The sequence below is a fragment of the Corallococcus sp. AB038B genome (assembly GCF_003668955.1).
In the GTDB taxonomy this organism is placed as follows: Bacteria; Myxococcota; Myxococcia; order Myxococcales; family Myxococcaceae; genus Corallococcus; species Corallococcus exiguus.
On the sequence record NZ_RAWO01000102.1, the window covers coordinates 1 to 448 of the forward strand.

The following is a 448-nucleotide window of genomic DNA, read 5'->3' on the forward strand; positions in this document are numbered from 1 at the left end:
AGGACCGATGCCCGGAGCATGCGGGGCCGGCGGACAACGAGGGCTGCCCGGTGGTCGACTTCGACAAGGACGGCATCGTGAACGACAACGACGAGTGTCCCAACGAGCCGGGGCCGCCGGAGCGCAAGGGCTGCCCGGAGATGGACTCGGACAAGGACGGCGTGCCCAACCGGTTGGACAGCTGCGTGAAGGACATGGGCGCGGCGAACAACCTGGGCTGCCCCGCGAACGTGCCGCCGCTGGTGGAGATCAAACCGGGCCACCTGGAGCTGTTCGAGCGGATCTACTTCGAGGCCTCGGGCGTGGTCATCCAGAGCCGCTCGCTCGAGCAGCTCAACTGGGTGGCGCGCATCGTGAGGGAGCACCCGGAGCTGCCCATGGTGGTGGTGGGTGGGCACACGGACCTGCGCTCGCCCCTGGATGCCAGCCGGCGACTGTCGCAGGCCCG

At 69.4% G+C, this 448-nt stretch carries 1 protein-coding gene; it reads left to right on the plus strand.

The features are described 5' to 3' along the window. On the plus strand, window positions 1-448 hold a 448-nt coding region (locus tag D7Y04_RS42670; protein WP_199749828.1), incomplete at both ends, for a thrombospondin type 3 repeat-containing protein.